The organism is Paraburkholderia flava, from assembly GCF_004359985.1.
GTDB classification, from domain to species: domain Bacteria; phylum Pseudomonadota; class Gammaproteobacteria; order Burkholderiales; family Burkholderiaceae; genus Paraburkholderia; species Paraburkholderia flava.
Window position 1 is genome coordinate 1,948,801 of record NZ_SMRO01000001.1, and the last position, 24,704, is coordinate 1,973,504.

Annotated in this window: 12 protein-coding genes; 4 read left to right on the forward strand and 8 right to left on the reverse strand. The window is 65.4% G+C overall.

Translation table 11 applies throughout. The annotated features are described in order from the left end of the window. Positions 1-11: 11 nt before the first annotated feature. From treY to E1748_RS08680, 8 genes are all read right to left on the reverse strand, one after another. The gene (treY, locus tag E1748_RS08645; RefSeq protein ID WP_133646674.1) at positions 12-2,846 is read right to left on the reverse strand and encodes a malto-oligosyltrehalose synthase; all 2,835 of its coding nucleotides are present in this window, start codon (positions 2,844-2,846) and stop codon (positions 12-14) included. Then, positions 2,843-5,011: a 4-alpha-glucanotransferase gene (gene malQ, locus E1748_RS08650; RefSeq protein WP_133646675.1), complete on the reverse strand. Its 2,169-nt coding sequence runs from the start codon at positions 5,009-5,011 to the stop codon at positions 2,843-2,845. Before malQ ends, treY begins: the two co-directional genes overlap by 4 nt. Then, the gene (treZ, locus tag E1748_RS08655) at positions 5,008-6,909 is read right to left on the reverse strand and encodes a malto-oligosyltrehalose trehalohydrolase (RefSeq protein WP_133646676.1); all 1,902 of its coding nucleotides are present in this window, start codon (positions 6,907-6,909) and stop codon (positions 5,008-5,010) included. The genes malQ and treZ overlap by 4 nt, the downstream gene beginning before the upstream one ends. A 33-nt stretch (positions 6,910-6,942) precedes the next feature. Then, entirely contained in the window at positions 6,943-9,216 is a 2,274-nt protein-coding gene (gene glgX / locus E1748_RS08660; protein ID WP_133646677.1) for a glycogen debranching protein GlgX, read from the reverse strand. 135 nt (positions 9,217-9,351) lie between these two features. Then, entirely contained in the window at positions 9,352-11,571 is a 2,220-nt protein-coding gene (gene glgB / locus E1748_RS08665; RefSeq protein WP_133646678.1) for a 1,4-alpha-glucan branching protein GlgB, read from the reverse strand. Then, positions 11,564-15,046: a maltose alpha-D-glucosyltransferase gene (gene treS / locus E1748_RS08670; RefSeq protein ID WP_133646679.1), complete on the reverse strand. Its 3,483-nt coding sequence runs from the start codon at positions 15,044-15,046 to the stop codon at positions 11,564-11,566. Before treS ends, glgB begins: the two co-directional genes overlap by 8 nt. Then, positions 15,047-18,496 (reverse strand): maltotransferase domain-containing protein, encoded by a 3,450-nt coding sequence (locus E1748_RS08675; protein ID WP_133646680.1) that lies wholly within the window; start codon positions 18,494-18,496, stop codon positions 15,047-15,049. Between the two features lie 588 nt (positions 18,497-19,084). Continuing rightward, positions 19,085-19,735: a DUF1345 domain-containing protein gene (locus tag E1748_RS08680; RefSeq protein ID WP_133646681.1), complete on the reverse strand. Its 651-nt coding sequence runs from the start codon at positions 19,733-19,735 to the stop codon at positions 19,085-19,087. A gap of 361 nt (positions 19,736-20,096) precedes the next feature. On the opposite strand from E1748_RS08680, the gene E1748_RS08685 reads away from it, so the two are divergent. The 4 genes from E1748_RS08685 to E1748_RS08700 all read left to right on the forward strand — a co-directional run bounded on the left by E1748_RS08685 (position 20,097) and on the right by E1748_RS08700 (position 24,698). After that, a complete protein-coding gene (locus E1748_RS08685; protein ID WP_133646682.1) occupies positions 20,097-20,687 on the forward strand; it encodes a sugar dehydrogenase complex small subunit in 591 nt (196 codons plus the stop codon). 82 nt (positions 20,688-20,769) lie between these two features. Beyond that, entirely contained in the window at positions 20,770-22,371 is a 1,602-nt protein-coding gene (locus tag E1748_RS08690) for a GMC family oxidoreductase (protein WP_133646683.1), read from the forward strand. A gap of 21 nt (positions 22,372-22,392) precedes the next feature. Continuing rightward, positions 22,393-23,793, forward strand: a complete 1,401-nt coding sequence (locus E1748_RS08695) for a cytochrome c (RefSeq protein ID WP_133646684.1) — start codon at positions 22,393-22,395, stop codon at positions 23,791-23,793. Positions 23,794-23,957: 164 nt separating this feature from the next. Continuing rightward, positions 23,958-24,698 (forward strand): metallophosphoesterase, encoded by a 741-nt coding sequence (locus tag E1748_RS08700; RefSeq protein WP_133647308.1) that lies wholly within the window; start codon positions 23,958-23,960, stop codon positions 24,696-24,698. The last annotated feature ends 6 nt before the right edge of the window (positions 24,699-24,704 follow it).

Consider the following 24,704-nt stretch of genomic DNA (forward strand, 5'->3'; position numbering starts at 1 on the left):
CAAAACGCCCGTCAAGCGCGGGGCACGCCATCCTCGACGAGCAACGCAACCGGCAGCGCGGCGAGCGCATCGCGCAGATAAAGCCGGCCGTTCTCGTCGACCTTCGGTGCCGCCGGACTGAACCAGTCGAACAGCGCACGCGACGCGAGATCGTTCGGCACGACGACGGCGGTGTCGCCCCATGTTTCCGCTTCGACGCACGGCACGTCGCTGTGAAGATCAAGCAACGGCATCGCAAGCCGAGTCGCAATGATCACTGCCCACGCATTGCCATGCCGCCGCGCGAACGCAATCGCATGCGCCGCGTGTTCGCCTTCGATTTCCAGCGGCAGATACGCACCCGCACCGAGCAGCGCCGGCAGATGCGCGCGCAGTGCAAGACCACGCTGCACGACTGCGAGTTTCACGCGTCCATCGCGCCAGTGGTCGAGTTGCGTCGACGGTGGCGCACCAGGTGGCTGAGCGCCGGCAGCTTCAACCAGCCACGCATGCCGCTGCGCGAAATCGACTGGCCGTCGATTGTCCGGATCGACGAGACTGAAGTCCCACAGCTCCGTGCCCTGATACAGATCGGGCACACCAGGCGACGCGAGCCGCAGCACCGTCTGCTGCAAGCCGTTGATCGCGCCTGCGCACGCGATCCGCGCGACGAACGCCGACAGTTCGTGCAGAAAGCCGTCGCGCCGTTGCGGCGCGACGATGTCGAACAGGAAATCGTGGCAAGCCTGTTCGTACGTTTCGTCGGGTGCGAGCCACGACGTGCGCAACTTCGCTTCGCGCAGCGCTTTCAGTTGCCATTGCGCGACGCGTTCGGCGAGCGCTTTCACGCCGGCTTCGTCGTCGGGCGAAAGATCGAGCGGCCAGCAACCGACGAGCGTCTGATAAAGCATTGCCTCCGCAGCAGCACCGGGTGCCCAGTCATCGCCGGCCGAACGTCGATGCGGCGTGTTCAACGTCGACCAGCCGCGCAGTGTCGCGCTCCAGTCATCGGCGATTTCGCTCAGCACCGCGAGCCGCGCACGCACGTCTTCGCCGCGCTTGTGATCGTGCGTCGCGGTCGCGAGCATCGCATTCGGGAAACGGCGCGCGCGTTCGAGATTCGTCGCGTGGAACTGCTCGACACTCAACGCGAATTCACCGGGATCGGCGCCCACCTCGTTGCGCGACAGCAGTCGTCCATAGCGATAGAACGCGGTGTCTTCGATCGACTTCGCGGCGACCGGCGCCGTGAGTTGCGAGAACACAGTCTGCGCGGTGCGACGCGAAACGCCTGCGTGCGGGTTGGGCTGCGCGGGTGGTGTGCTCTCCGCGACTTCATCGGGCCCATTGCGCCCGAGCCACGCATCGACCTGTTCGAGCACCGCATGATCCGACAACGGCAACGTGCGTTTCGCCGCATCGAGCGCTGCGTCGAAGTACACGTTGTCGTCGTCGCTGCGCAGGCCGTTCAGCGGGTACACGCGATATACCGGAAAATGAACGACCAGTTCCGCGAGCACGCGACGAATCGCGGTGTACGTGAAGTCGCGTGTCGCGACCGTTTCGCGCGCGATCCGGTGCAACGCACGCGCACAGCGATCCAGTTCCGCCGCAAGATTTTCCGCGAGCATCTGACGACGCGCCGCGAGTGCTTCATCGGCGAACACTGCGCTGCGGCCGCTGATCTCTGCCCACGTCTCAGCGAGCGGTTCCGCGCCTGCCGCATCGTGCAGCAACGCGCCGACGTCGTTCATGAAGTCGTAACCGGTCGTACCGTCGATGGGCCAGTCGTCGCGCAGCGCCTCACCACGCGCGAGAATTTTTTCGACCACCAGATACGGCGTGTCCTCACCCGACTCACGCAACTCGCTCAACCGTTGACGCACACGCTGGCAATATTCACGCGGCTCCGCGAGCCCGTCGACGTGATCGATACGCAGACCATCGATCGTGCCTTCCGCGTACAGCCGGAACACCAGCGCGTGCACCGCATCGAACACATCAGGCCGCTCGACGCGCACACCTGCAAGCGCGCTGATATCGAAGAAGCGCCGCCAGTTCACCTCGTCCGCGGCGGCGCGCCACCACGCGAGCCGAAAGTGCTGACGTTCGAGTAGCCGATGCAGACGGTCGCGCGCAACAGGCGTGTCGGCGGAATACGCGGCGAGCGCGACGTCGAATGCGGCCGCGCCATTCTGCGCGGCGAATTCGCGCAGTGCGTCGCGCGCGGCGGCGGCGCGCGGATGATCGGCGGGCTGCGTCGTCAGGCTCGCGAACAGATCGGCGAGTGCATTGAGATCGGTGCGATCGGCGGCCTGCAGGATGCTCGCGTAATCGACCGGGCACACGGGGCACACGTGCTCGCCGTACGCGATCTCGAAGCGCCCTGTGTCGGTCGCGAAGCGCAGCGTAATGCGCCCGGCGTTCAGCTCGTCGCCGTACGGCGCGCCGAGAAACGGCACCAGCACCTTGCCGCGCAATGCCGGGTCCGGCGAATGCCAGTCGACGTCGAAATGACGCGCGTACGCGCTATGCCGTCCCCATTCGAGGATGTCGAGCCACCACGCGTTGTGCGCACCGCCGACGCCCATATGATTCGGCACCACGTCGACGATCAGTCCCATCCCGCGCGCATGCAGCGCGTCCGCGAGCCGCTTGAGCGCCGCTTCGCCGCCGCATTCGACGCTGACCGTCGAGTAATCGACGGTGTCGTAGCCGTGCGTCGAACCGGGTCGCGCGGTCGTCACCGGCGACGCGTACAGATGGCTCACGTCGAGCGCCGCGAAGTAGTCGAGTTGCGCGAGCGCGTCGTCGAACGTGAAGTCCTTGTGGAACTGCAACCGGTACGTCGAGCGGGGGCCGTTCATGGCGTATCCGACGGCAACGGCGCGGTGGAAGAAGCGCTACGCGCACGATCGACAGCCAGCAACCGGTCAACGAACGCGGTGTCGTCGAACAGCGCATCGACCGGTAGTGCGAGACGGCGGCGCCAGTTCGGATGCTCGTCGATCGAGCCCGGCAGGTTCGGCTGATCGACGAGCGCCAGCAGATCTTCGAGCGGATACGCGACGAGCGGCGCGGGCGTCGCGGCGACGAACGCGAGCGCTTCGTCGACCGGCGCTTCGCTTTGCGGCGGCGCGGGCACGTCGCGCGCAGCGACGCCGGCTTGCTGGAACGCACTCCACAGCGCATCGCGTTGCGTTGCGCGCTCGGCCAGCGCGAGCTGCACCGGATCGCGTCCATCGGCGCGCGGCAGCGTCTGACCGATCCGGTTGCGCCACGCGATGTCTTCGCCGCGCCACCATCCGGTGACGGTCGGCAGATCGTGCGTGGTCGTCGTCGCGAGCACGTTCGCGTCCCAGGCGCGCGGCGCCTTGAAGCCTTTACTTTGTTTCATTTGCTCGAACCACAGCACGCGGATGCCGGCGAGCCCATGCTCGTCGAGCCGTTCCCGAAAACCCGGCGGCACGGTGCCGAGATCTTCGCCGATCACGATCGCACGATGCCGCCACGATTCGAGCGCGATCAGCCGCAGCAGATCGTCGAGCGGATAGCGCAGATACGCGCCGTCCTTCGCCTGCGCGCCTTCGGGCACGAGCCACAGACGCCGCAGCCCGAGGATGTGATCGATGCGGATGCCGCCCGCGTGCGCGAACGCGGCGCGCAGCATGTCGATGAACGCGGTGAAGCCCTGGTTGCGCATCGCGCGCGGCGAGAACGTCGTGAGCCCCCACGCCTGGCCGGCCTGATTGAACAGGTCCGGCGGCGCGCCCACCGACACGCCTTGCAGCATGTCGTCGCGATACGACCACGCGTGACTGCCGCCGCTGTCGCAACCCACCGCGAGATCGGCGATCAGGCCGATCGCCATGCCGGCGTCGCGCGCGACGTGCTGTGCGTGCGACAGCCCCTTCGCGGCGAGCCATTGCAGGAACAGATGGAACGCGATTTCGTCGCGATGCGCGTCGGCGAACGCGTCGACTTCCGGGCTGCGCGGATCGCGCAACGCGTCGGGCCAGTTGCGCCAGTAGCCGTCGCCGTGCTGCGCGTGCAGCGCTTCGAAGCGCGCGTGGTCTTCGAGCGCGCGGCCGCCGCGTTCGCAGAAGCCGTGAAATTCGAGTGCGCGCGGCGACTGCTGTGCGATGTCGTGTGCGCGGAACCGGTCGAACAGCACGCGCAGCACCGCGAGCTTCGCGCGCACCGCATGCGGCCAGTCGATCAGCGGTAGTTGTTCCAGTTGTTGCCACGTATCGGCGAGACCGGCTGCGTCGATGGCAGCACGCGCTGCATCGTGACCGAACACGGCGGCCGGATCGATATGCGCAACGTTCAGCCACAACCGCGACGACGGCGAGTACGGACTGAACGTGTTCGGCGCCGCGCTGAACATCGCGTGCGTCGGACTGACGGCGAGTGCATGCGCGCCGTGCTTCGCGCTATCCACCGCGAGCGCCGCAAGCGCCGAGTAGTCGCCGATGCCACCGTCGCCTGTGCGCCGCAGGCCATACAGCTGCGCGCCGATGCCCCAGAGCGGCGGCGGCTTCGAGTCTGCGTTGTGCAGCGTTCGCCACGCATCCGCGACGGTGTAGCAACGCGGCGGTGCGACCGCGAGCGTCACGCGCTGCTCGTTGATCACCAGCGTGTGATAACCCGCTTCGCCGATCGGTGACAGCAGTGCCGGCTCGCCCTTCGGCGCAGTGAAACGACCATCGATCAGCGCTCCGCTTTCCAGTTCGATCCGGTAACGACTGCCCGAGCGGATCGACGACGCGGGCAGTGCGATCGCGCGTTCGCATGCGGCAGTCATCAACGGCGGCAAACGACGTCCCGATGTTTCACTGTCGATCGCCGCTGCGCTTTGACGGATCTGCGTCGCGTTGCCGCACGGCAGACCCATCCGTTCGAGCAGCACCGCGAGCGTCGCGTCGGGCACGCGCTGCGTCGAGCCGTGCGCGTCGGACCAGTCGACTTCGAAGCCCGCGCGCGAAGCGAGGTGGTCGATCGTGTTGCCGGAGCGTCGCGTTGTGGTCATGTGTGTTGCCTCGGATTCACGGCGACACGCGCATCGTGATGCAACGCGTACTCCGACACATCACCCGTAAGCCACGCGATGCACGCGTATGCAGGCAACTCGTGCGCATCCGCGCGTTCGCGTGCACGTGGCGGCGTTTCGAATATGACCTTGCCCGAGGGTAGCGTGGGCAACGGCACTGCGTCGCTCGATAGATTCAACGCAATCGACAGCGTCTGCCCATCGCCGAGACCCCAGCAGGCGACGAGCGCATCCGCATCGCCGCCCGTAGCCTTCGCGAGTACGTCAGCGCCGAGTGCCTTCGAATGCGCGAGCCGTGGCGCGATCAGCTTTGCGCGGACGGCCAGCGCGGACTGATAGAAGTGCATCCATTCGCGGCGATCGATGTCATCAGGTGCGCCGACCGTGAGAGATGAAGCCGCAAACGTCCGCGGATCGTTCGGATCAGGAATGAGTGCGCGCCGCTGCTCATCGCTGAACGCAGAAAAACGCGCGAACTCGCGACGCCGTCCTTCACGGACCGCATCCGCGAGATCGCCGGTGTAGTCGGTGAAGAACAGGAACGGCTGCTGCGAGCCATACTCTTCATCCATGAAAAGCAGTGGAATCTGCGGCGACAGCAGCAGCAACGCGGTCGCTGCGCGCAACGCATCGGGCGAACACAGCGAGCGCAACCGCTCGCCGAGCGCACGATTGCCGATCTGATCGTGGTTCTGCAGGAACATCACGAACGACGTCGGCGGCAATTGCGTGCTCGCTTCGCCACGCGGCTCGCCATCATGATTCGGCGACGCTTCGCCCTGATACGCAAACCCTTCGCCGAGCACGCGCGCGAGCTTGCGAATCGGCTGCTCGGAAAACGCGCGATAGTAGCCTTCGGTTTCGCCGGTCAGCAGCACGTGCAGCGTGTTGTGCGCGTCGTCGTTCCATTGCGCGTCGAAATGCTCGTCGAGCAGACTCGCGGTGTTGTGCTCGTTCTCGAGGACGAGATACACGTAGCGGCCGTGCTGCATCTTCGCGCGGATCGTGTCGGACAGATCGCGCAGCCAGCGATCGTTCGCGATCGCATGCACGGCGTCGAGACGCAGCCCGTCGAAGCGATATTCGTTGAGCCAGTAGATCGCGTTGTCGGTGAAGAATTCGCGCACTTCGGTGCGTTCGAAATCGATCGCGGGTCCCCACGGCGTATGCGTACCTTCGCGGAAGAACGTCTTCGCGTACTGATGCAGATAGTTGCCGTCCGGTCCGAAGTGGTTGTACACGACGTCGAGCAGCACCGCGAGCCCGAGGCCATGCGCGGTGTCGATCAGCGCTTTAAGAGCGTCGGGGCGGCCGTAGCTAGAATCGGGTGCGTACGGCAGCACGCCGTCGTAGCCCCAGTTGCGCGTGCCGGGGAAATCGTTGAGCGGCATCAACTCGATCGCGGTGACGCCGAGCGCGGCCAGCGCGGGCAGCCGCTTCGCAACACCTTCATACCCGCCGAGCGCGCCCACGTGCACTTCGTACAGCACCGCTTCTTCCCACGGCCGGCCATGCCAGCGCGTGTGCTGCCACGTGTACGCGCGCGGATCGATCACTTCGCTCGGACCGTGCACGTCGTGCGGCTGAAAGCGCGACGCAGGATCGGGCACGGTGAGTCCGCTGTCGAGCCGGAACCGGTACAGCGTGCCGGCCGTGCACGGCGCCTCGGCTTCGAACCAGCCGTTGCCGGTCGGCGTCATGTCGATCGCTTCCGGTTGCCCGGGGCCTTCGAGCAGCACCTGCACCGCGTCGCACGACGGCGCCCAGAAGCGGAAGCGTGTGCGCGGCTTCGCGCACGACGCGCCGATCAGCTGCGCGCCGAACGGCAGGCAATGCGCGTAGTGATGCGCGTGTGGATCGATCGGATGGTCGGACATGATTCGTTACCCTTCGGTTGGGTGCATCGCACGTCATTCCTGTGCTGCACCGTCGTCCTGATCGTCGTCGGGGCCGGCATCGACGGGTTCGGGCACCGGCTCGGGTATGGCTTCCGGCGGACCCATATCGTCGGCGGCGAGCGGCGGGGGCGATGACAGCACCCGTTCGTGTGCGCGCCAGCCCGCATGCCAGTCGGCGTTACCGGTCGGCTGCGCGGCCAGCAGTACGAAGCCATGCGCGGCGACGTCGATCTGCGCGGCCTCGAGTGCATGCGGTGCCGCATCGGGCTGCGCCGTATCGAGCAGCACGTGCCATTCCAGCTGCTGCGGTTGCGGCGGCGGCGTGAACGGCAACGCGTCGCCGGACGCGTTCAGCATCATCAACAATACTTCGGTTTCGCCATCCGGTCCGGGCCCCGCGCGCCGTAACGTCAACGCGCGGCCTTCGGGGTTGCCCCAGGCCTCGGTCGACAGCGGCTCGCCGCGTTCGTCGAACCAGCCGACGTCGGGTACGCCCTCCATCGCTTCGCGATCGCCGAACAGGAAGCGCGTTTCGCGCAGCAGCGGATGCTGTTTGCGCAGCGCGATCAACTGCGCGACGAACGCGGTCATCTTCCGGCCGTCTTCGCTCGACGTGTGCATCCAGTCGATCCACGAAATCTCGTTGTCCTGGCAGTACGCGTTGTTGTTGCCGCGCTGCGTGCGGCCGCCTTCGTCGCCGGCGAGCAGCATCGGCGTGCCGAGCGCGACGAACAGCGTCGCGAGCAGGGAGCGCGCGACGCGTTCGCGTGTCGCGAGAATGGCGGCGTCGTCGGTCGGTCCTTCCGCGCCCCAGTTCGAACTGCAGTTTTCGTTGTGGCCGTCGTTGTTGCCTTCGCCGTTGACCTCGTTGTGCTTCTGCTCGTACGCGACGAGATCGGCGAGCGTGAAGCCGTCATGCGACGCGACGTAGTTCACCGACGCCCACGGCCGCCGATGCCGTCGATTGAACAGATCCGCCGAGCCGGTCAGGCGCGCGGCGAGGTCCGGCCGCAGTCCCGCGTCGCCGCGCCAGAAACGGCGCACCGTGTCGCGGAAGCGGTCGTTCCATTCGCCGAAGCCCGGCGGATGATTGCCGAGCTGATAGCCGCCCGGCCCGATGTCCCACGGTTCGGAGATCAGCTTGCGCTGCGACAGCACGGGGTCCTGACGCAACGCATCGAAGAAGCCTGAACCCGGATCGAAGCCGCCTTGCTCGCGTCCGAGCGTCACACCGAGATCGAACCGGAAGCCGTCGATGTTGAACGCGGTCGACCAGTAGCGCAGCGAATCGGTGACCATCTGCAGCACGCGCGGATGCGTGAGGTTCAGCGTGTTGCCGCAGCCGGTGTCGTTGATGTGATGACGCTCGTCGCCGGGAATCAGGCGGTAGTAGCTGGCGTTGTCGAGACCGCGCCACGATACCGTCGGCCCCATCTCGTTGCCTTCGCAGGTGTGGTTGTAGACGACGTCGAGAATCACCTCGATGCCCGCCGCGTGAAGCTGGCGCACCGCGATGCGCATTTCGTCGAGACGGTGCGTCGACAGGTACATCGGGTCCGGCGCGAAGAACGCAGCGGTGTTGTACCCCCAGTAGTTGCGCAGATCGCGCTCGACGAGAAAGCGGTCGTTCAGAAACGCATGCACCGGCAGCAACTCGACGGCGGTGACGCCAAGCGTGCATAAATGATCGATGAATTCCGGCGACGCGAGCGCCGAGAACGTGCCGCGTTCGTGCGCGCGCAGATCGCGCCGCAGCATCGACGCGCCGCGCACGTGGGTTTCGTAGATCACCGTTTCGCCCCACGGCACGTTCGGTCGCGTGTCATGCGACCAGTCGAATGCTTCGTCGACGACCACGCACTTCGGCATCGCGGGCGCGGAATCGCGCCGGTCGATCGACAGATCGACGCGGTTCGAATGCACGCGATACCCGAACAGCGCATCGGACCAGCGGAACTGTCCGACCAGCTTGCGCGCGTACGGATCGATCAGCAGTTTGTGCGGATTGAAGCGATGCCCGTGCTGCGGCTGATACGGCCCATGTGCGCGAAAACCGTACACAGTGCCCGGATGCGCGTACGGCAGATAGCCGTGCCAGATTTCGTCGGTGCATTCGGGCAGCGGCAGACGCGCGAGTTCCTTGCGGCCGGTTGGATCGAACAGACATAGTTCGATTTTCTGCGCGTTCGCCGAGAACACCGCGAAGTTCACACCGAGCCCGTCCCAGCTCGCGCCGAGCGGGTAGGGCAGGCCCGGCGCCAGTCGGTCGGGCAGTACGTGCGACATGAATCCCGTTCCTGTTTTTCTCATGGATGTGATGTCCGCCCTTTGGTACCTTAGGTATTGCACGCGCCTCGTGGCACGCGGTGTTGCTCCATCACGCGGCTGGATCTGCCGCGTTTGCTATCGAACAGGCGCCGGTCAATCCGCGCGCAGCACGATCGTCGCGAGCGGCGGCAAAATCAGCGCCGCGGATTGCGGCTTGCCATGACTCGCGATGTCCTCGGTATGGATCAGGCCGCCGTTGCCGACATTCGATCCGCCATACAGCCCCGCATCCGTATTCAGCACCTCGACCCAGCGACCCGCGCGCGGCATCCCGAGCCGGTAGCCGTGGCGTGGCACCGGCGTGAAATTGCAGATCACGACGACTTCGCGTCCATTGCCGTCCACACGACGGAACGCGAACACGCTGTTGTCGCTGTCGTCGCCGATCAGCCATTCGAACCCGCCGGGCTCGCTGTCGAGCGCATGCAGCGCAGGCTCTTCCGCGTACAGCCGGTTCAGGTCGCGCACGAGACGCTGCGCGCCGTGATGCAGCGGATCGTCGAGCAGATGCCAGTGCGGCGAACCGTCGTGATCGAACTCCGCCATCTGGCCGAATTCGCCGCCCATGAACAGCAGCTTCTTGCCGGGATGCGTCCACATGAAACCGAAGTACGCGCGCAGGTTCGCGAAGCGTTGCCAACGGTCGCCGGGCATCTTGCCGAGTAGCGAGCCTTTGCCGTGGACGACCTCGTCGTGCGACAGCGGCAGCACGAAGCGCTCGGAGTACGCGTAAACCATCCCGAACGTCATGTTGTGATGGTGGTAGCGGCGATGGATCGCGTCTTCGTGCATGTAGTGCAGCGTGTCGTGCATCCAGCCCATGTTCCACTTGAAGTGGAAGCCGAGCCCGCCGTCCTCGACGCGCGCAGTAACGCCAGGCCATGCAGTCGATTCCTCCGCGATCATCACGGCGCCGCGCGCATCCGGCACGTACGCGACTTCGTGATTCAGGCGCTTCAGGAACGCAATCGATTCGAGATTTTCGCGGCCGCCATAGATGTTCGGCACCCACTCGCCGGCCGCGCGCGAATAGTCGCGGTACAGCATCGACGCGACCGCATCGACGCGCAGCCCGTCGACGTGATAGCGCATCAGCCACGCGAGCGCCGACGCGATCAGGAACGCGCTGACCTCGTTGCGGCCGAGGTTGTAGATCATCGTGTTCCAGTCCTGGTGATAGCCTTCGCGCGGATCCGCATGCTCGTACAGCGGCGTGCCGTCGAATTCGATCAACCCATGCGCGTCGTTCGGAAAATGCGCGGGCACCCAGTCGAGAATCACGCCGAGCCCCGCCGCATGCGCACGGTCGACGAACGCGGCGAACTGCTGCGGCGTGCCGAAACGCGCGGACGGCGCGAACTGCCCCAACGGCTGATAACCCCACGAGCCGCCGAACGGATGCTCGGCGATCGGCAGGAATTCGACGTGCGTGAAGCCCATTTCCTTCACGTACGGAATCAGCCGGTCGGCGAGTTCGTCCCAGCTCAGATTGCGGCGGCCTTCTTCGTCGATGCGCAGCCACGATTCGGGGTGGACTTCGTAGATCGACAGCGGCTGGCGTTCGGTGTGACGGTCGCCGCGCGAATGCATCCACTCGGCGTCGCTCCACGCGAAGCGTTCGACCGCTTCGACATCCGCGACGACCGAGGCGGTCGCGGGCGGCCGCTCGGTCTGCATCGCGCAGGGGTCCGCTTTCAACGGCAGCGTGTGACCGTCGCGCGCGACGATCTCGTACTTGTAGCGCGCACCCGCTTCGAGACGCGGGACGAACAGCTCCCACACGCCGGCTTCGTGACGGATACGCATCGGATGGCGCCGGCCGTCCCATGCATTGAAGTCGCCGACCACCGACACGCGCCGCGCGTTCGGTGCCCACACAGCGAAGCGCACGCCGGGCACGCCGTCGACGATCGTCGGCCGCGAGCCGAGGCATTCGAGTACCGCGTATGGGTCGCCGTGTGCGACACGGATCAGCGGCTCGTCGGGCAGTGCCGGCGGAAACGCGTACGTGTCCTCGATTTCCTGCGACGTGCCATGCCAGTCGATTTTCAGGCGATACGGTACGTCGTCAGTGATCGGGCCGGCGAACAGACCGGCCGGATGAATCTGTGACAGGTTGCCGAGCAGCTTGCCGTCCGCGCGCGCGACGACCGCGACATGCGACGCGTTCGGCAGCAGCACGCGCACGACGACACCCGCGTCCGTGCGATGCGGCCCGAGCAGCGAGAACGGATCGGGATGACGCGCTTCGACGAGCGCGTCGATTTCGAGCGGATGCAGGCCTGCGTTGTTGTCGGCAGCGTACTCAGTCATGGTCGTCTTCTGTGCCGGTTGTGTCGGAGGGCGGTGCGCCCGTGTCGCCTAGCAGTCTGCTTGCGAGCGCTGCAAGGCCGCGCACCGGCAGGCCGAGCCACGTCGGCCGGTTAGCCGCTTCATAGCGGATTTCATACGCGGCCTTCTCGATCAGGAACAGATCGAGCAGCGCCTGTTCGCTGTTCTCGGCGACGAGCGGTTGCGACGCGGCTGCGGCCGCACTTCGATACTCGTCGAGAAAACGTTCGGCCGCGCCGACACGGAAGCGCTCGAACAGCGCGCGCTTGCGATCGGCGGTCTGCTGCGGAGCGTTCTCGGTGGTCGATTGCGCGGCGGCGCTTGCATACGACAGCGAGCGCAACAGCCCCGCGACGTCGCGCAGCGGACTCGACTTGAGACGACGTTCTTCGAGCGAACGCGCAGGCTCGCCTTCGAAGTCGATCAGGAACGCGTCGCCTTGCGCAACGAGCACCTGACCTAAATGGAAGTCGCCATGAATCCGCGTGCGCAGCGCAACCGCATCGGGCGTGACCAGATGCTCGACGGCTTCGGTCAACAGCGCGCGCCGGCCTAGCACGCTGCGCGCGAGATCGAGTGTGTCGCCGCTCAACTGGTCGAGTTGTCGCGCGAGCACGTCGAGCGACGCGGCGAGCATCGTCTGCGTGCCGTCGATCCATGCGCGGATCTGCTTCGCGTCGGCGGGTTCGGGGGCGAACGCGGGATCGTCGGACGGCGATGCGAGCGCGACGTGCAGTTCGCCCAGGCGCTTGCCGATCGTACCGGCGAGCGCCGCATAGCCTTCGATCGCTTCTTCCTCGTTCGCGCGAGCACGTTCGATGTCGCCGTTGGTCGATTCGACTGCGAGCGCGAGTTCGTCGATCGAGCGGCGCAGCGTATCGAGCGCCCAGTTCCACGCGTCGCCCTGGTTGTCGATGAAGCCTTGCAGGATCGCGAGCGTGTGCGGCACGCCGGCCGGATCGACACGCACCACTTCGCCATACAGCGGCGCGGTGTTCGCGTAGCCCAACTGCGTCAGATAGCGGCTCATTTCGGCTTCCGGATGCACGCCGTCGAGCAGACGCCGCACCAGCTTCAGCACGACAGCATCCTCGATCACGAGCGAGCTGTTGCTTTGCTCCGCCGCGAGCCAGCGGATTTCCGGCTGCTCGCCGAGTTCGAGTTCGTCGAAACGGCCGGTCGGTACGAAGCGGATCTCGCTCTTCTGCACGGTCGGCACGACCGCGCGTTCGCGCAGCTTGCGCAGCACGCCGTGCGCGAACAGCGGCAGCGAGAACGCATCCGTCAGGTGACCGATGTTGCGGTTGCGGCGCACGCGTGCCAGCGCGAGCTGCATGAAGAGCGGTGTGGTCGTGTCGGCGCCCCACGAGATCGCGATCGGCACCACGTAGCGCTCGGTGTGATCGCCGACATCGGCTTCGATCTCGGTGAACGCGAAGCCGCCGTTCGGGATCGTCGTCAGCGCGGCGAGGCGCACCGCGTTCAGTTTCTGATCCTTCGATGCGAACCAGCGACGCCGTTTCAGCCACGACGGCAGCACTTCGGATTCGAGCAACCGGACATTTTCCGGCGTCGGTCCGGCCTGGCCTTCGCGGATCACGATCGTGACGAACTCGGGCAGCGGTTCGGACGCCGGCTGGCTCCACGTCGGTCGCGCGCCGCCTTCGCACAGCAGGAACCACAGGAAGCCGTACGGCGGGAACGTCAGCAGATAGGTGAGCTGGCCGATCGGCGGAAACACGGAATCGGCGGTCATCTCGATCGGCACCGAGCCCGCGAATTCCGACAGATCGAGTTCGACTGCCTGCGGCGCGCGCGACAGATTCGCGACGCACAGAATCGGCGGCTCGCCGGGCATTTCGCGCAGGTACGCGAGAATCTTGCGATTGTCCGGCCGCAGGAAGCGGATGCTGCCGCGTCCGAACGAATGCTTCGCGCGACGCGTCGCGAGCATGCGGCGCGTCCAGTTCAGCAGCGAATGCGGATCGCGGCTCTGCGCTTCGACGTTCACCGCGTCGAAGCCGTACAGCGAACCCATCACCGGCGGCAGCACGAGTTGCTCGGGATCGGCGCGCGAGAAACCGCCGTTCCGATCCGACGACCATTGCATCGGCGTGCGCACGCCGTCGCGATCGCCGAGATGGATGTTGTCGCCCATGCCGAGTTCGTCGCCGTAGTAGATCACCGGCGTGCCGGGCATCGACAGCAGCAGCGAATTGATCAACTCGATGCGGCGGCGGTCGCGTTCCATCAACGGCGCGAGACGGCGACGAATGCCGAGATTCAGCCGCGCGCGACGGTCGCTCGCATAGGTGTTCCACAGATAGTCGCGCTCGGAATCGGTGACCATCTCCAGCGTCAGTTCGTCGTGATTGCGCAGGAAGATCGCCCACTGACAACTCGGCAGCAAGTCCGGCGTCTGCTTCATGATGTCGATGATCGGGAAGCGGTCCTCGCTCGCGATCGCCATGTAGATGCGCGGCATCAGCGGGAAGTGGAACGCCATGTGGCATTCGTCTTCGTTGCCGAAGTATTCCTGCACGTCTTCCGGCCACTGGTTCGCTTCGGCGAGCAGCATCCGGTTCGGGTACTCGGCGTCGATCGTCGCGCGGATTTTCTTCAGGATCGCGTGCGTTTCCGGCAGATTCTCGTTGTTCGTGCCTTCGCGTTCGACGAGGTACGGCACCGCGTCGAGCCGCAGCCCGTCGATACCCATGTCGAGCCAGAAGCGCATCACCTGCAGCACTTCGCGCAGCACCGACGGGTTGTCGAAGTTCAGATCCGGCTGGTGCGAATAGAAGCGATGCCAGTAGTACGCGCCCGCGACCGGGTCGTGCGTCCAGTTCGACGGCTCGCTGTCGATGAAGATGATGCGCGTGTCCTGATACTTCTTGTCCGTGTCGGACCACACGTAGTAGTTGCGATGATTCGAGCCGGGCTTCGCGCGACGCGCGCGCTGGAACCACGGGTGCTGATCCGACGTGTGATTGATGACGAGTTCGGTGATCACGCGGATGCCGCGCGCGTGCGCTTCCTGGATGAAATGGCGCACGTCGGAGAGCTGGCCGTAGTCCGGATGCACGCCGCGATAGTCGGCGATGTCGTAGCCGTCGTCGCGGCGCGGCGACGGATAGAACGGCAGCAGCCAGATTACGTTGACGCCGAGTTCGGCGATGTAATCGAGCTTCGCGAGCAGGCCGGGGAAATCGCCGATACCGTCGTTGTTCGCATCGAAGAAAGACTTGATGTGAACCTGATAGATGATCGCGTCCTTGTACCAGAGCGGATCGTCGCCGAGCAGCGACGGTTTGCTGCGACGGCCGGTGCGCGGTTTTGCGCCGTGCGCGGACGCGTCGTCCGGATGCGCGCGATGCGACGACGTCGATGCGTGTTCATCGTCGTGAGCGCGGACGTCCTCGTCGTGCGTTTCGGGTGTTTCGTGTGACTCGTTTGCCATTTATTCACCCTCGTTCGGATGGTCGAAGGGCGCCGCATCGGCGCGCGCGTCGGTGTCTTCGTCGACTGGTTCGCCGGGCGGCAGGCCGCCGACCGGCGCAATGCGCCAGATCGCGAACGGCCGCGCGCCCGGATCGAGCCGCACGTGCTGCCAGCGGCCGTGCCACTCGAAGCGTGCGCCGCTCATTTCGTCGGTCACTTCGAGTGCCGCGTGATCGTGCAGATGCCAGCGGTCGAACGTGGCCCGCGACAGCTCGACGTCCGCGCCCTGTTCGTTGAACGGATCGAGATTGATCGCGACGACGATCACGTTGTCGCGTGCGTCGGTAGCTTTCTCGAAGAACAGGATGTGGTCGTTGTGCGCCGGCAGGAACGTGATGCCGAGATGCGAATGCAGCGCGGGGTTCGCGCGACGGATGCGGTTCAGCGCCGCGATCTCCGCGACGATGTTGCCCGGCCGATGCCAGTCCCATGCACGCAACTGATACTTCTCGGAGTCGAGATATTCCTCGCTGTTCGGCAGCGCGCTCGCTTCGCACAGCTCGAAACCGCTATACACGCCCCACAGTCCCGACAGCGTCGCGGCCAGCGCGGCACGAATGAGAAAGCCCGCGCGCCCCGACGACTGCAGATGACGCGGGTTGATGTCCGGCGTATTGACGAAGAAGTTCGGCCGGAAGAATTCGCGCACTGGTGTCTGCGTGAGTTCGGTCAGGTACTCGGTGAAATCGCGCTTCGATTCGCGCCACGTGAAGTACGTGTACGACTGCGAGTAACCGACCTTCGCGAGCCGATACATCAAGCGCGGCCGCGTGAACGCTTCGGACAGAAAGATCGTGTCGGGATGACGCGAGCGGATGTCGGCGATCATCCATTCCCAGAACGGCAGCGGCTTGGTGTGCGGATTGTCGACGCGGAAGATGTGCACGCCCGCGTCGATCCAGAACAGGATCACGTCGCGCAGCGCGAGCCACAGCGCGGGTTTCGCGTCGTGCGCATAGAAGTCGGGATTGACGATGTCCTGATACTTCTTCGGCGGATTTTCTGCGTAGCGCAGCGTGCCGTCGGGGCGCCACGCGAACCACGTCGGATGTTCCTTCAGCCACGGATGATCGGGCGCGCACTGGATCGCGAAATCGAGCGCGATTTCGAGGCCATGTTCGTGCGCGGCGGCGAGCATCGCGCGGAAATCGTCGAGCGTGCCGAGCTGCGGATGCACGGCGGTATGGCCGCCCTCGGCGCCGCCGATCGCATACGGGCTGCCGACGTCGCCCGGCTGCGCTGTCAGCGTGTTGTTGCGGCCTTTGCGGTTCGCGACGCCGATCGGATGGATCGGCGGGAAGTACAGCACGTCGAAACCCATGTCGCGGATGCGCGGCATCTTCGCGATCACATCGCCGAACGTGCCGTGACGGTTCTCGTCGTCGCTCATCGAGCGCGGAAAGATCTCGTACCAGCTCGCGAAGCGCGCGGCCGCGCGTTCGGCGTCGATCTTGTAGACGGTCGAGTCGTAGGAGAGGAACGGGCGGTAGCCCGACTGCGCAATCGCGCGTGCGGTTTCGGGAGACTGGACCATTTCGATCCGCGTCGCCGTATCGCTTTTTGCGAAGCGCTCGATGAACTCGGCGAACGGGCGGGCATGCGGGCCTTTGAAGCTGGCCGTGCGTAGCGTGTCGAGATGCGCGAGTACCCGTGCGAACAGCTGCTCGGCTTCGTCGAGTTCGAGTTCTACCGTTTGACCCGCGTTGAGCTTCTTCTGGATGTGATCGGTGAGCGACGCGAAATCGTCGCGCCATACGCACAGCGTGAACTCGTGGCGGCCGAGCCGTTCGAGCGGAATGTGCGCGTGCCACAGGTCGGTGCCCGCGGGTTGCATCGGGAGCATTCGCGCTTCGTACCACGCGGTTTCGCCGGCCGCGCGCCAGATCACCGCGGCCGCGATCTTGTCATGGCCTTCGGCGAAGATCGCCGCGCGAACCTCGACACGCTCGCCGACGATCCGCTTGACCGGGAAGCGTCCCCCGTCGACGGCGGGCGAGACGTCTTCGATGGCGATACGCGGCGCGTCGAGTGCCTCGACGACGGTCTTGCGGCCGCTCTCCTTGCCGCGTCCTTTATCGACAGGCGGCGCGAGTTGCACGGGCGGTTGCGCCACTGCGGCGAACAGACGGCACGCGCCGGGTGCGAGCGTGAACGCGGGCAGCGCGCGCGGCACATCGCCCGACGACGCATCGAGTTCGCTAAAGCGCGTGAAGTTGCCCGGTACGCCGTCGAGGAAACGCGCGGGGTCGACTTGTGCTGCCGCGTGCAGATCGGGATTGACGACGATCAGCACCGCTTCGTCTGCATTGCGCAGGTCGCGTGTCGCGCCGCGCAGCAGCGCCGCGACCGGTGCGCCCGGGCCGCTCAGCGTGCGCAGTTCGCCGATCGTGTTGAGCGTCCACGTATCGCGTTGCACGGCGTTGGCTGTGGCGATCGCGTCGGATAGATCGAAGCGCGCGTCTTGGGCTGATTCAACGCGATGGGTAGAAGCGGTTAGCGAAACCGGTTCGGTTGCGCCGTATTCGAAGCCCATCGGCATCAGCCAGCCGGTGCCGGTCGATGTCGCGATGGCCAGCGCGCGGCGATACGCGCGCTCGACGAGCGCCACGTCATGCGCGCTCGCGAACTCGGCGGCGAGGCGCACGCCGTACGGCGCTTCGGGGAACGCAACCGGCGAACCGATGCGCGAGAGTACTTCGTGCTCTTCGGTCATCCATGACGCGCGATAGTCCCACCAGCGCACCGACGAGAACACCGCATCGAAGCCTGCGCTTTCAAGCGCGGTGAGATCCGCGCGCGCGAGTCCCGGCGTCGCCGCGAGAAAACGTATCGACGGATGCCGCGCACGCACCGCCGCGCACAGCGAGCGCCACGCCGCAGCCGGCACGCGATGCGGCGAGTCGACACGAAAGCCGCCGAGGCCCGCGTCGGCGAGCGAGAGCAAGGTCTGCGACCACCAGTCGATCAGCGGTGCAACGTCGCTCGCAAAATTGAGATACGCGACGTGGTCGTCGCGATGCGCATGACGTGGGTCGAGCCGCGCGGTTTCGGATTCGAATGGATGGAACCAGTCGGGATGCGCGTTAAACAATGCGCCGTCGGCGGCGACGCGATCGACCGCGAGATCGGCGAGCAGCGTCAGGCCGTGTTCGCTGGCCTGTGCGACGAGTTTGCGTAGCGTGTCTGCGGCGTGCGCATCGGACGCGCCGAGCGCCGGATGCAACCGCGCGTGATCGCCGACGACGAGCGCATGGTCGGCCCGTCCCGGCTGGAACAACCCGCCGATCAGCAGATGATCGAAGCCGAGTGCCGCCGCATGGGCGAACTGCGTGGGCCATGCATCGAGCGGCCCGATGAGAGGAGCGTGGACAAAGTAGATCCGCGGCGCATACGCGTGTGGAGCTTCCATCGGTCGTTTCCAGTTCGTCCTGCTGCGGTGTGGATGCACGCTAGGTGCGATCACAGCCGCCCATTGGGCTTCCAGAGCCGGATGACACGCGGCGTGCGTCGAAACGCGGGCGCCTATGGTCAATGTAGTGCAAAGATCGTGACGCTGCGGTGCGCGTGTGCGTTCTGTCGCAGCGTTTTATCGTGACCATCGCGTGGACGAGCGAGGTGTCGACCTCATTCTGCGCTTGTGCCGTCGCGACCGGGCCGTGAATGCAGTGCAGCAAGCGTTGTGCCAGCGAGGCGGTCGCGATCGCGTGCGGCGATGCCTGTCATGGTGTTCGACGGGTTGGGTGGCCGGTGCGTTCCGCATCGGGCGATGCGGGTTGCAGGTAAAACGCGCTAACGCGGCGCGTGTTTTACCGGAGGTGTGAGCAGGTATGCGAGCGATGGATGCGAGCCGTGTCGGAGCGTGGTCACACGGCGGTCATCGGAGCGTCATCGAGGTCGGGTTGTGGTTCTGCTTGTGCGTGTGTGTCGTGGCTGCAAGGTAAGAGGCAACCGCGAGATTTCTGAGACGAACCGCTGACGCCGCCGGTGCCGGGCTGCCCTACGACCCCAGCAACCCCGCCGCGATATTCACACACAGCCCGAGCACCGCCACGTTGAAGTAAAACGACAGCACCGACTGCGCGAGCGTCGCGCGGCGGATCGAGCGCGAACGCAGCACGACGTCCGATGTCTGCGATGCGACCGCGATCGTGAACGAGTAGTACAGGAAGTCCCAGTAGTTCGGATCGAGCTTGCTGTCCGGAAACTGCAATGCCGTTTCTTCGCCGGAGCTGTAATACAGCCGTGCGTAGTGCAGCGTGAAGATCGTCGGAATCAGGAACCACGCGCCGATCAGCGTGACGCCGGTGAGCAGCGAATGCAGCACGCTCGACGCGCCGCCGCCTTTCGCCGACGCAAGTTCGAGCACGATCGCCGCGAGGCTCGCGACCGTCGCGACGCAGATCACGACGAGCACGACACCCGCGTTCTCGTCCTCGCGGACCGCGAACTCGCGCACCTCGTCGTGATGCGCGCCGGCCATGTGGAACCAGATGAGGACGAGATACGTCCATACTGCGACGTCCCACGCGATCAGCACACGCATGGTCGGTCGCAGCGACCACGGAAGGAGCAGCATCGCGGCGACACCGATCGCGAACCCGATCATCATGCGCGGCCGGTTGCGGAGGACTTGCGGGTAGAGAGTCATGGGCGTGAGTGTGAAAAGACGCGCTTGAAAGTAGATCAACCGTGATTGAATCCGCTGCGGCGATTCTACCCGCCGGTCCGGTGTGATTTGTCGAATCGTCGCGCGGAGGCTATAGTTTTCGCACGCCGCCTTGCGCGCAGCTTTCGTTGGGATGTCGAACGCTTGCGATCGACGGGTTATACGGCATAGGTAGCGCGCGTGGTGGACGCAATACAGCAGCATCCGAAACACCGAAGCACAAGAGACCGCTCGAAGCGGCACGTTAGACCAGGTTTTGGGGCGGACTGCCGGCAATAGGGTTCGCGGGATAGAACCGCGACTGCTACACCGGCCGACACAATACATATCATCTGGAGCCCCCATGACAGATGTAACTGAGAACGATGCGCACCCCTCTGCGGTGACGCATTCCGCAGGGCGCAGGGCGTGGATGCTGGGTGCGTGCGCGTCGGCTGCCGCACTTGCTTTTGCAGCGGCTGGGCGGTTCGGCATGCCGGCCGGGTTGTTCGGAATTTCTCCCGCGTTTGGTGCCACTCCCGCCGACGCATCCGCAGGCGGCGGCCTCGACGCCTTCGTCGCGCTGTCGCAGCGTCTCACCAGCCATCCGGCCTTCGACCCGGTGCTCGGCAAGCGCATCTACGAAGCGCTGTCGAAAGCCGACAGCCAGTTCACGCAAAACGTCGCCGCCCTCAACACCTGGCTGCAGGGCCACGGCGGCGTGCCCTCCGATACCGTCACGCAGGCACTGCAAGCCGATCAACCGGCGCTCGCGAAAACCGTCGGCGCGATCATGCGCGCGTGGTACCTCGGCCTCGTCGGCGACATGCCGCACGTGCAGGTCGTCGCGTACGAGCGCGCGCTGATGTTCGAGCCCGTGAAAGACGTGCTGACGATTCCGTCGTATTGCCGCGACGTGCCGTTCTACTGGACGCAGAAGCCCGCGAGCGTGTGAGCGCACGCGTCGTCCAGACAGCACGGCAATCCATCGAGCAAACAGAAAGCAAGCAGAAACAAGCCAGCAAGAGAGGGCAACAATGGCAAATTCGAATTCCGCCGACGTCGTCGTAGTCGGTTCGGGCGTGGCAGGCGGTCTCGTCGCGCATCAGATGGCGCTCGCCGGCGCATCGGTGATCCTGCTCGAAGCAGGGCCGCGCATTCCGCGCTGGCAGATCGTCGAGAACTTCCGCAACTCGCCTGCTAAAAACGATTTCGCGACGCCGTATCCATCGACGCCGTATGCGCCGCATCCCGAGTATTCGCCCGAGAACAACTACCTGATCCAGAAAGGCGAGTATCCGTACAACTCGCAGTATGTGCGGCTCGTCGGCGGGACGACGTGGCATTGGGCTGCGGCGACGTGGCGCCTGCTGCCGTCCGACTTCCAGCTGAAGAAGCTGTACGGCGTGGGTCGCGACTGGCCGTATCCGTATGAAACGCTCGAGCCGTGGTACTACGCCGCTGAAGTGCAACTGGGCGTGTCCGGTCCCGATGCATCGGTGGATCTCGGCTCGCCGCGCTCGAAGCCGTATCCGATGAGCGGGTTGCCGCTGTCGTACATGGACCAGCGCTTCATGGACACGCTGAACCCGCAGGGCTTCAAGGTCGTGCCCGAACCGGTCGCGCGCAACAGCCGGCCGTACGATGCGCGGCCCACCTGCTGCGGCAACAACAACTGCATGCCGATCTGTCCGATCGCCGCGATGTACAACGGCGTCGTGCACGCGGAGAAAGCGGAGCAGGCCGGCGCGAAATTGATTCCGCAGGCGGTCGTGTACAAGGTCGAGGCCGACAACAAAGGGCTCATTACCGCGGTCCACTACAAGGATCCGAACGGCAACAGCACACGCGTGACCGGCAAGCTGTTCGTGCTCGCCGCGAACGGTATCGAGACGCCGAAGCTGATGCTGATGTCGACTTCCGATAAATTCCCGCACGGCATCGGCAACAGTTCCGATCAGGTCGGCCGCAATCTGATGGATCATCCGGGCACCGGCGTGACCTTCCTCGCGAACGAACCGCTGTGGCCGGGACGCGGGCCGATGGAGATGACGTCGATCGTCAATTTCCGCGACGGCGCGTTCCGCTCCGACTACGCGGCGAAGAAGCTGCATCTGTCGAACGGCGTGCCCACGATGAGCGTCACCGCCGCACTGCTGAAGAACGGCGTGACAGGCGCCGAACTCGACCGGCAGATCCGCGATCGCGCTGCGCGCACGCTGAACATCAACAGCTTCCACGAGCATCTGGCGGAGCCGCAGAACCGTATCATTCCGTCGGCGGATCACAAGGACGCGCTCGGCATTCCGCAGCCCGAGATCTACTACTCGATCAACGACTATGTGAAGAAGAGCGCCGCGAACACGCACGAACTGTATGCGCAGATCGCGGGGCTGTTCGGCGGCACAGAAGTAACGTTCGACGATACGTTCGCGCCGAACAATCACATCATGGGCACGACGATCATGGGTGCCGACGCGGCCGATTCGGTCGTCGATACGGATTGCCGCACGCACGATCACTCGAACCTGTTTATCGCGAGCAGCAGTGTGATGCCGACCGCCGCTTCGGTGAACTGCACGCTGACGATTGCCGCGCTGGCGTTGAAGCTGGCCGACAAACTGAAGCGCGAAATCTGACCCGACCGACGGAGAGACATCATGACGAAATTTACGTCTCGCGCCCGGTCGGAAGATCAGGGCAAGCGCCGCATGCGCGTCGCGACGTTCGCGGCAATCTTCTCGCTGTTCGCGTTGTACCTCGCGTGGCATGCGTGGCACGATCCGCAGGCGCTGCATCCGGACGAATCGCCGATCGGCCAGGCGCTCGCGCAGGATGCGTCGTCGGATCAGCCGGTTGCCGTCGCGGCCAGTCCCGACCTCGTGAAGCGCGGCGAGTATCTCGCACGCGCGGGCGATTGCATCGCGTGTCATACCGTCGAGAAGAGCCGTCCGTTCGCCGGCGGCCTGCCGATCAACACGCCGTTCGGCACGATCTATACGCCGAACATCACGCCGGATCCGGACACCGGCATCGGTCAGTGGAGCGACGCGGAATTTTTGCGCGCGATGCACGAAGGGATCGGCAAGAGCGGCGAGCGGCTTTATCCGGCGTTCCCGTATGCGGAGTACACGCGCGTCACCGATCAGGACGTGCTCGCGATCCGCGCGTATCTGAACACGGTCACGCCGGTGCACTACACGCCGCCGCGCAACAGTCTCAAGTTCCCGTTCAATCAACGCTGGGCGATGATGTTCTGGAATCTGTTCAACTTCACCGAAGGGCGCTTCGTACCCGACCCGAAGCAGAGCGCCGAGTGGAATCGCGGCGCGTATCTGGTCGAAGGGCTCGCGCACTGCGAGGAGTGCCATACGCCGCGTAACTTCATGCAGGGGCTCAAATCGAGCGATCGATTCTCCGGCGCGACGCAGGCCGGCTGGCACGCGTTCAACATCACGCCCGACAAGAACGGCGGCATCGGCAACTGGAGCGACGACGAACTGGTCAGCTATCTGTCGACCGGCGTGGCACCGGGCCGCGCGAACGCAGCGGGACCGATGGCCGAAGTGGTCGCCGACAGCACGCAGTATCTGAGCAACGAAGACCTGCGCTCGATCTCGATCTATCTGCGGACCGTGCCGCCGGTCAGCGGCGGCGTCACGCGGTCGCGCGACGACTGGGGCAAGCCCGCCGACGACGTCACCGCGCTGCGCGGCCAGACGATCAACTCGGTGAACGGCGCGCAACTGTTCGTCGCGAACTGCGCGACCTGCCATAACTGGACCGGGCAAGGTGTCGGCGCGAGCGCGCCGGGCGCGTATCCATCGCTGATTCATAACAGCGTGGTCGGTGCCAGTGACGCGAACAATCTCGCGATGGTGATCCTGCACGGCGTGAGCCGCACGACGAAGCAGGCCGACGTGCTGATGCCGTCGTTCGGCGACCAGCTCACCGACGATCAGATTGCGGCGATCACCAACTACGTGACGAAGCAGTTCGGCAATCCGCAGTCGGTCGTGACGGTCGATCAGATCGCGAAGCTGCGCGCGCAGCAACAATGACCGTGCGGACGGCGCGCGTCCGGTAGCGATTGCCGGGCGCGTGGTCGTTTCATCGGCCGTTGTGCTTGAGGTTCGCGAACGCGTGTGGTTCGTGTGTCTCGCAGGCCACACAAAAGCGAGGCAGCGCGCATACGCGCAACGCGTAGCGGACTATCATGGGTGCCATGCACTTCAGCTCTGCCCATCCCGTCGTCCAGCATCATGACGCCAACACCGCCGGTCGCGATTTCGTCGTCGGCGATCTGCATGGCTGCGTCGATGCGCTGCGTTATCTGCTGCGCGAAATCGCATTCGATCCTGCACGCGACCGGTTGTTCTCGGTCGGTGATCTGGTCGATCGTGGCACGCAGTCGGAAGACGCGCTCGCGCTGCTCGACAAGCCATGGTTCTACGCGGTGCTCGGCAATCACGAGGACGCGTTGTGCGCGGTCGCCGAAGGACGCCTGAAGCGGCAGTGGTGGTATGGGATCGGCGGCGCGTGGGCGGCGGCGCTGCCCGACGAACGGTTGCAGCACTACGCGCGCAAGTTGCGCACGCTGCCGCTGGTGCGCGTGATCGGCCACGGCAGCACGCGCTACAACGTGCTGCATGCGGAGTACTTCGGTTCCGACGAGGAACTCGATACCGCCCGCTTCTCCGACGACGAACGGCAGCAACTGCTGTGGGGCCGTCAGCTCGCAATGGGCAACGGCGATCCGTACCGGCAGGCGGGGCTCTCGCTCACGTACTGCGGCCACACACCGATGCGCGAACTGCAGCAGATCGGCGCGCAGGTGTTCATCGATACCGGCGCGTTCGGGCCGGGCGGCAAGCTGACCATCGTGGAGGCGCGCAAGCCGCATCGGTGGTCGGTGAGCGTCGCGGCTGCGCAAGCGGAAGGGGCGGCGGCGTTGGTGTTGCCTTGATGCTGT

Coding starts and splice junctions, on each gene's coding strand:
- E1748_RS08700 (WP_133647308.1), top strand. CDS start 23,958: ATGCACTTCAGCTCTGCCCATCCCGTCGTCCAGCATCATGACGCCAAC.
- glgX (WP_133646677.1), bottom strand. CDS start 9,216: ATGTCGCACGTACTGCCCGACCGACTGGCGCCGGGCCTGCCCTACCCG.
- E1748_RS08695 (WP_133646684.1), top strand. CDS start 22,393: ATGACGAAATTTACGTCTCGCGCCCGGTCGGAAGATCAGGGCAAGCGC.
- malQ (WP_133646675.1), bottom strand. CDS start 5,011: ATGACCACAACGCGACGCTCCGGCAACACGATCGACCACCTCGCTTCG.
- E1748_RS08680 (WP_133646681.1), bottom strand. CDS start 19,735: ATGACTCTCTACCCGCAAGTCCTCCGCAACCGGCCGCGCATGATGATC.
- E1748_RS08675 (WP_133646680.1), bottom strand. CDS start 18,496: ATGGAAGCTCCACACGCGTATGCGCCGCGGATCTACTTTGTCCACGCT.
- glgB (WP_133646678.1), bottom strand. CDS start 11,571: ATGACTGAGTACGCTGCCGACAACAACGCAGGCCTGCATCCGCTCGAA.
- E1748_RS08690 (WP_133646683.1), top strand. CDS start 20,770: ATGGCAAATTCGAATTCCGCCGACGTCGTCGTAGTCGGTTCGGGCGTG.
- treY (WP_133646674.1), bottom strand. CDS start 2,846: ATGAACGGCCCCCGCTCGACGTACCGGTTGCAGTTCCACAAGGACTTC.
- treZ (WP_133646676.1), bottom strand. CDS start 6,909: ATGTCCGACCATCCGATCGATCCACACGCGCATCACTACGCGCATTGC.
- treS (WP_133646679.1), bottom strand. CDS start 15,046: ATGGCAAACGAGTCACACGAAACACCCGAAACGCACGACGAGGACGTC.
- E1748_RS08685 (WP_133646682.1), top strand. CDS start 20,097: ATGACAGATGTAACTGAGAACGATGCGCACCCCTCTGCGGTGACGCAT.